Origin of the sequence: Stenotrophomonas sp. PFBMAA-4 (assembly GCF_030053215.1) — a bacterium.
Classification (GTDB): Bacteria; Pseudomonadota; Gammaproteobacteria; order Xanthomonadales; family Xanthomonadaceae; genus Stenotrophomonas.
In genome coordinates, this window is sequence record NZ_JASGBW010000027.1 from 63,834 (window position 1) to 70,404 (window position 6,571).

Annotated in this window: 5 protein-coding genes; all 5 read right to left on the reverse strand. The window is 66.7% G+C overall.

All coding sequences use genetic code 11. The features are described from left to right. Positions 1-6 precede the first annotated feature (6 nt). The 5 genes from QMZ26_RS16110 to QMZ26_RS16130 are packed head-to-tail and all read right to left on the reverse strand — an operon-like array spanning position 7 to position 6,367. The gene (locus QMZ26_RS16110) at positions 7-990 is read right to left on the reverse strand and encodes a MoxR family ATPase (RefSeq protein WP_283222039.1); all 984 of its coding nucleotides are present in this window, start codon (positions 988-990) and stop codon (positions 7-9) included. 16 nt (positions 991-1,006) lie between these two features. Beyond that, the gene (locus QMZ26_RS16115; RefSeq protein ID WP_283222040.1) at positions 1,007-1,714 is read right to left on the reverse strand and encodes a DUF4159 domain-containing protein; all 708 of its coding nucleotides are present in this window, start codon (positions 1,712-1,714) and stop codon (positions 1,007-1,009) included. After that, positions 1,714-3,048 carry a TldD/PmbA family protein gene (locus tag QMZ26_RS16120; protein ID WP_108745645.1) on the reverse strand — a complete coding sequence of 445 codons (1,335 nt, stop codon included), beginning with the start codon at positions 3,046-3,048 and terminating at the stop codon, positions 1,714-1,716. Before QMZ26_RS16120 ends, QMZ26_RS16115 begins: the two co-directional genes overlap by 1 nt. Before the next feature lie 21 nt (positions 3,049-3,069). Then, a complete protein-coding gene (locus QMZ26_RS16125; protein ID WP_079224631.1) occupies positions 3,070-4,704 on the reverse strand; it encodes a TldD/PmbA family protein in 1,635 nt (544 codons plus the stop codon). A 31-nt stretch (positions 4,705-4,735) separates the two neighbouring features. Then, positions 4,736-6,367 (reverse strand): TldD/PmbA family protein, encoded by a 1,632-nt coding sequence (locus QMZ26_RS16130; RefSeq protein WP_283222041.1) that lies wholly within the window; start codon positions 6,365-6,367, stop codon positions 4,736-4,738. Positions 6,368-6,571: the final 204 nt, after the last annotated feature.

A 6,571-nucleotide genomic window follows, 5' to 3' on the forward strand; every position in this document is an offset into this window, starting at 1 on the left:
TGTGCTTCAACCCGGGAACGGCACGGCCTGCAGCAGGGCGGCGACCACGTCGTCGGCCCGCTTCTGTTCGGCCTCGGCGGCGAAGGACAGCAGCAGGCGATGGCGCATCACCGGTGCAGCCAGTGCCTGCACGTCCTCGCGGGTGGCGGCGAAGCGGCCCTGCAGCAACGCGCGTGCCTTTGCCGCGAGCACCAGCGACTGCCCGGCGCGCGGGCCAGCACCCCATTTCACCCATTGGTTGATGGCGGCCGGTGCGCCGTCGCCGGGACGGCTGGCGCGCACCAGGCGGGTGATCCAGGCCAGCACATCGGGGCTGACATGCACCTGGCGCACGGCGGCCTGCAGCGCGATCACCGCGTCGGCGTCCATCACCTTCGGCACCGCCCCGGTGGCGCCGCCCGTGGTCTGCTCGATGATGCGGCGCTCTTCGTCTTCGCTCGGGTAATCCACCAGCACGTGCAGCAGGAAACGGTCCAGCTGCGCTTCCGGCAGCGGGTAGGTGCCGGCCTGTTCGATCGGGTTCTGCGTGGCCAGCACGAAGAACGGCGCGGGCAGCTCGCGCGTGGTGCCCGCATGGCTGACCGTGCGTTCCTGCATCGCTTCCAGCAGTGCGGCCTGGGTCTTGGGCGGGGTGCGGTTCAGTTCGTCGGCCAGCAGCAGGTTCGTGAAGATCGGGCCCTGCTGGAAGCGGAAATGGCGATGGCCGGTGCCGTGGTCTTCTTCCAGCAGCTCGGTGCCGAGGATGTCGCTGGGCATCAGGTCGGGAGTGAACTGCACGCGCCGGAACTGCAGTTCCAGTGCCTGGCCCAGCGAGCGCACCAGCAGGGTCTTGCCCAGGCCGGGCGCACCTTCCAGCAGGCAGTGGCCGCCGGCCAGCAGGCCGATCAGCAGCTGCTCGACCACCGTGTGCTGGCCGACCACCGCACGCGCGAGCGCCGCGCGCAGCTCATCCAGGCGCGGCAGCAGGGAATCGAGGTCGGGGGTGGTCATGGTCGTGCAGGTCCTGTCAGTTGTTCAGCGCGTACATCACGATGTTGACGCCGAAACGGGTGTTGTCTTCGGCAAGGAAACGCTTGTTGCGCCAGTCGTAGTCCCACTCGCAGCCGTAGTCCTTGTTGCTGTAGAGCAGGCCCAGGCGGCCATCGACATCGATGCCCTTCAGGTAGTCGTGCACCAGGTCGTCGCCCCAGCCGTTGAGCTCGAAGCCGGTGGCGGGCGGACCCTCGGGAAAGCGGAAGAAGCTGCGGTACAGCGCATGGGTGTTGGGCAGCTTCTGCAGGGCTTTCGGCCCGAACAGGCGGCCCATCTGCGCCTCGAACGAGGTGGCGAACAGGCCGTCGATGTCGTGGTTGCAGTCATCGACGAAGACGAAGCCGCCGTTGCGTACGTAACGCACGAAGTTCTGCCGCTCGGCGGCATTGAACTCCACCAGCGTGTGCCCGGCCAGGTAGCAGAACGGCGCTTCCAGCATGCGCGGGTCGGCCAGGGCCACCACGTGTTCCTGCGGGTCCACGCGCAGCGAGGTGTAGTCGATCAGCGAGGTGATCAGGTTGGACGGCATGCGCGCATCCACGTCCCAATCGCCGGAGTCGTACTGCAGGCGGGTGAACCAGAAGTCGTAGCGCGAACTGCGCGGGCCTGCCTGCGCGAAGGCGGGCAGCGCCGCCGCCGAAGCGGCAGCGGCCAGCCAGCGCAGGCAGGCCCGGCGATCCATCAGACCGCGTCGGACAGCGAGGTGAAGGTGAAATCGCGCAGCTTCATCGGCGGGATCATCATCACGAAGCTGGATTCATCACCGGCCACGCGCACCGGCCGGCCCAGTTCCTCGATGTTGTTGAGCATGATCACCGGCGATTCGTTGAAGCGGAAGTTCTTCACCGGGTGCTTGATCTGGCCGTTCTCGATGTAGAAGGTGCCATCGCGGGTGAGGCCGGTCAGCAGCACGGTCTGCGGGTCGACCATGCGGATGTACCAGGTGCGGGTGACCAGGATGCCCTTCTGGGTGCCGCGCACCAGGTCGGCCGTGCTCTTGTCGCCGCCACTCATCAGCAGGTTGCCCGGCGTGGCCTTGGCGGTCTTGCCCTGCTTCTGCGCCCAGAAGCGCGAGTAGTCCAGGTTGGCGATCTTTCCGTTCTCGATGATGGCCATGCGCTCGCGCGGCATGCCTTCGCCATCCCACGGCAGCACCGGTGCCTCGGCATGCCACGGGTCGGCATACATGCTCACGCGCGGGTCGTAGACCTGCTCGCCCAGCTTGTTGCCGCCCCCCTTCTTCGACAGGAAGCTGCGGCCTTCATCGGCCGAGCGTGCGCTGAAGAAGTTCATCATGAAGCTGATCAGGCCCGCGGCCGCCGCCGGCTCCAGGATCACCGTGTACTTGCCCGGTTCCAGCGCCTTGGCTTCGGCCGATTCGGTGGCCTTGCGCATGGCGATGCGGATGTCCTGGTCGGCCTTGAAGTCCGCCGCATCCTTCAGGTTGCGGCCGACCCAGCCCGAACCGCGGCCATCTTCGGTACGCACGGTGCAGGTGTAGTCGAAGCTGGTGGTGCGCTGGTAGGCGAAGTTGCCGTTGCTGTTGGCGGTGGCCTGGAATCCCTGGCCATCTTCGAGGAAACCGGCAGCGATCAGGCCGTTGCCCCGGCACGGCGCGATGGAATCGGCGGCAACCTTGGCTCGGAACGCCGGATCAATCGCGGCGGTGGATTCGCTGAAGGTCGGGCTGGGACGGTAGCTCTGCTTGCCGATGGCCGGCATGAACTCCGGGTTCTCCGGGGCCAGGCGGGCCAGGTCCTCGGCGCGGCGTACCACGCGTTCCAGCGCGGCATCGTCGAACTCGTTGATCGAGGCGGTGCCCACGCGCTTGCCGAAGGCCACGGTGACGGCCAGCTCGGTGTTGTCGACGATGCCGCTGGTGGAGACGTTGTTCAGCGCGAAACGGATGTTGCCGCTGATGGAACCGGCCAGCACGGCGGTGCACTCATCGGCCTTGGACAGGGCGATGACCTTGTCGAGGATGGCCTTGGCCTGGGCTTCGGTGAAGATACTCATGGTGTAAGGGCTCCTGACCGGTCAGCCGAGGCTGCGTGCGGTGTTGATGACGTTGATGCCGTTGAAGCGCGCGGTGGACGAACCGTGCGAGACCGCCGAAACCTGGCCCGGCTGGCCCTTGCCGTCGAAGAACGAACCGCCCAGGCGGTAGTCGCGTTCGTCGGCCACGGCGGTGCAGGCGTTCCAGAACTCCGGCGTGCGGATCTGGTAGGCCACGTCCTCCAGCATGCGGGTGATCTGGCCGTTCTTGATCTCGTAGAACAGCTGGCCGCCGAACTGCGCGTTGTAGCGCTGCTGGTCGATGGAGAACGAACCGTCGCCGATGATGTAGATGCCGTTCTCGACGTCCTTGATCATGTCCGGAACGCTGAGAGGGGTCTTGCCCGGCGCCATCGATACGTTGGCCATGCGCTGGAACTGCACGCTGGACCAGGAATCGGCGTAGCAGCAGCCATCGGACTCGGTCTTGCCGAGGATGTGGGCCTGGTCGCGGATGGTCTGGTAGTCCACCAGCTTGCCGTTGCTGATCAGGTCCCAGCGCTTGCACTTGACGCCTTCATCGTCGTACGCGACCGCGCCGAGGCTGCCCGGCTGGGTCTTGTCGGCGAAGATGTTGACGTGCTCGCTGCCGTACTGGAAGTGCTGTTCGCGCTTGTCCAGCGTGGCGAAGCTGGTGCCGGCGTAGTTGGCTTCGTAGCCGAGCACGCGGTCCAGTTCCAGCGGGTGGCCGATCGATTCGTGGATGGTCAGCCAGGTGTGCGACGGATCGAGGACCAGGTCGTACTTGCCCGGCTTCACCGACGGTGCCTTCAGCTTCTCCTGTGCCTGCTTCGCTGCGGCGATGGCATCTTCCTTCATGTCGTAGGACGAGCCGTAGTTCACCACGCCGTTGGGTGTGAGCACCTTGCCGGCGGCGGCGCCGTCCAGGTACTCATAGCCCAGGCCCATCGGCGCAGACAGCCCTTCGCGGGTGCGGAACTTGCCGCTGGCCTTGTCGATGGCGGTGACCGTCATCGGCGCCCAGATGCGGTGCACGTCCTGGTCGATGTAGGAGCCATCGGTGGAGGCGAAGTACTTCTGTTCGTTGACCAGGAACAGCATCGAGTTGACGAAGCTGGCACCGGCGCCCATCGCGGCGGCGTTGACGTCCAGCAGCAGGTCGACCTTTTCCTTGATCGGCACGTCCATGGCGTTCTTGCGGATCGGCGTGCGCCAGCTCACTTCACCCACGCCCGGTGCCTTGGCCAGCTGCACCGGTGCGGTCTGCACGCCGGCGTTGGCCTTGGCGATGGCAGCAGCCTGCTGCGCGGCACGGGCCACGTCGGCGGTGCCCAGCGCATTGGTGGCGGCGAAGCCCCAGGCGCCGTTCACGATCACGCGGATGCCGACGCCGGTGGACTCCGTGTTCACCACGTTCTGCACCTTGTCCTCGCGGGTGATCACGAACTGCCGCAGGTAGCGGCCGATGCGCACATCGCAGTAGGTGGCACCGGCGCTGCGAGCGGCCTGCAGCGCGGCGTCGGCCAGGCGCTTCTTCAGCCCCAGGTCCAGGCTGGACTGCAGCTGCTCGGCGGCGATGGCCTTGCCGAAGAACGACGGCACGATCAGGCCGCCCGCGGTAAGCCCGGTAAGGGCGAGGAAGTCACGTCTCTGCAAGGCAGCTCTCCACGTCGAAGGATGGGACGACTCAGGCGCCGAGACTGCGCGCGGTGTTGATGATGTTGATGCCGTTGAAGCGGGTGGTGGACGACCCGTGCGAGACCGCCGATACCTGCGCGGGCTGGCCTTTGCCGTCGAAGAAGGAACCGCCGAGGCGGAAATCACGCTGGTCGCAGATCGCGGTGCAGGCGTTCCAGAACTCCGGCGTGCGGATCTGGTAGGCCGCGTCCTCGACCATGCCGGCGATCTTGCCGTCCTTGATCTGGTAGTACAGCTGGCCGCCAAACTGCGCGTTGTAGCGCTGCTGGTCGATGGAATAGGAGCCGCGGCCGTGGATCCAGATGCCGTTCTCCACGTCCTTGATCATGTCGTCCACGCTCAGCGGCGCCTTGCCCGGCGCCAGCGAGACATTGGCCATGCGCTGGAACTGCACGCTGGACCAGGAATCGGCATAGCTGCAGCCATGCGAGGCGTCGCGGCCAAGGATGTGGGCCTCATCGCGGGTCGCCTGGTAATCGACCAGCACGCCATCGCGCACCAGATCCCAGCGCTGGGTCTTCACCCCTTCATCGTCGTAGCCGACCGCACCGAGGCTGCCCGGCTGGGTCTTGTCGGCGAAGAAGGTGACGAGGTCGCTGCCCCAGCGGAAACCGGCATCGCGCTTGTCCAGCGTGGCGAAGCTGGTGCCGGCGTAGTTGGCTTCGTAGCCCAGCACGCGGTCCAGCTCCAGCGGGTGGCCGACGTTCTCGTGGATGGTCAGGAACAGGTTGGACGGGTCCAGCACCAGGTCGTACTTGCCGGGCTTCACCGACGGCGCCTTCAGTTTCTCGCGCGCATGGCGGGCGGCGGCGATGGCGTCCTCCACCGGATCATAGGAATCGCGGTAGGCGGTGATGCCGCCGGGCAGCTGCACCTTGCCGCGCGCATCGCCGTCGAGGAACTCATAGCCCATGCCCATCGGCGAGGACAGGCCCGCGCGGGTGCGGAACTTGCCGCTGGCCTTGTCGATGGCGGTGGCGGTGAACGGCAGCCAGATGCGGTGGATGTCCTGGTCGATGAAGGAGCCATCGCTGGAGGCGAAGTACTTCTGCTCGTTGACCAGGAACAGGGTGGAATTGATGAAGTCGGCGCCGGCATCGAGCGCGGCGCTGTTGAGCGCCAGCAGCAGTTCGATCTTGTCCTGGATCGGCACTTCCATGGCGTTCCTGCGCACCGGGGTCTGCCAGCGCACCTCACCGACCGGTGGCGTCGGCGCCAGCTGCACCGGCCGGGTCTGGATGCCGGCATTGGCGCGGGCGATGGCCGTGGCCTGCTCGACCGCGCCGTGCACGGCGGCCTCGGTCTGTTGGTGGGTGGCGGCGAAGCCCCAGGCGCCGTTGACCAGAACCCGCACGCCCACGCCGGACGACTCGCGGTTGGTCACGTTGCCGACCTGGTGTTCGCGGGTGATGACCGACTGGTTGAGGTAGCGGCCGATGCGTACGTCGCAGTAGCTGGCCTTGGCGGTGCGTGCGGCGGCGAGGGCGACCTCGGCCAGCCGCCGGCGCTGCGCGGTATCCACGGGCGCAAGCAGCTGCTCGGCCGCGATCAGCCGCGAATGCGGCAGCACCAGGCCCGCCAGGCCCAGACCGGAATAAGCCAGGAACTCACGTCGTTGCACAGCGTCTCTCTCTCTCTCTTCTTACGACCGTGCGGAGGGCAAAGGGCCGCTCCGATCACGTCAACTGCTCGACTTTCGCCAGCGCGGGGCAATCGGGCAAGTGACTGCAGTCATGGTAGGGGAGGGTTTCGGCAGGGCTTGCAGCCCTGCACCTGCGGTAGTGCCGGCCGCTGGCCGGCAACCTCAAGATCAAGAGCGGCATTC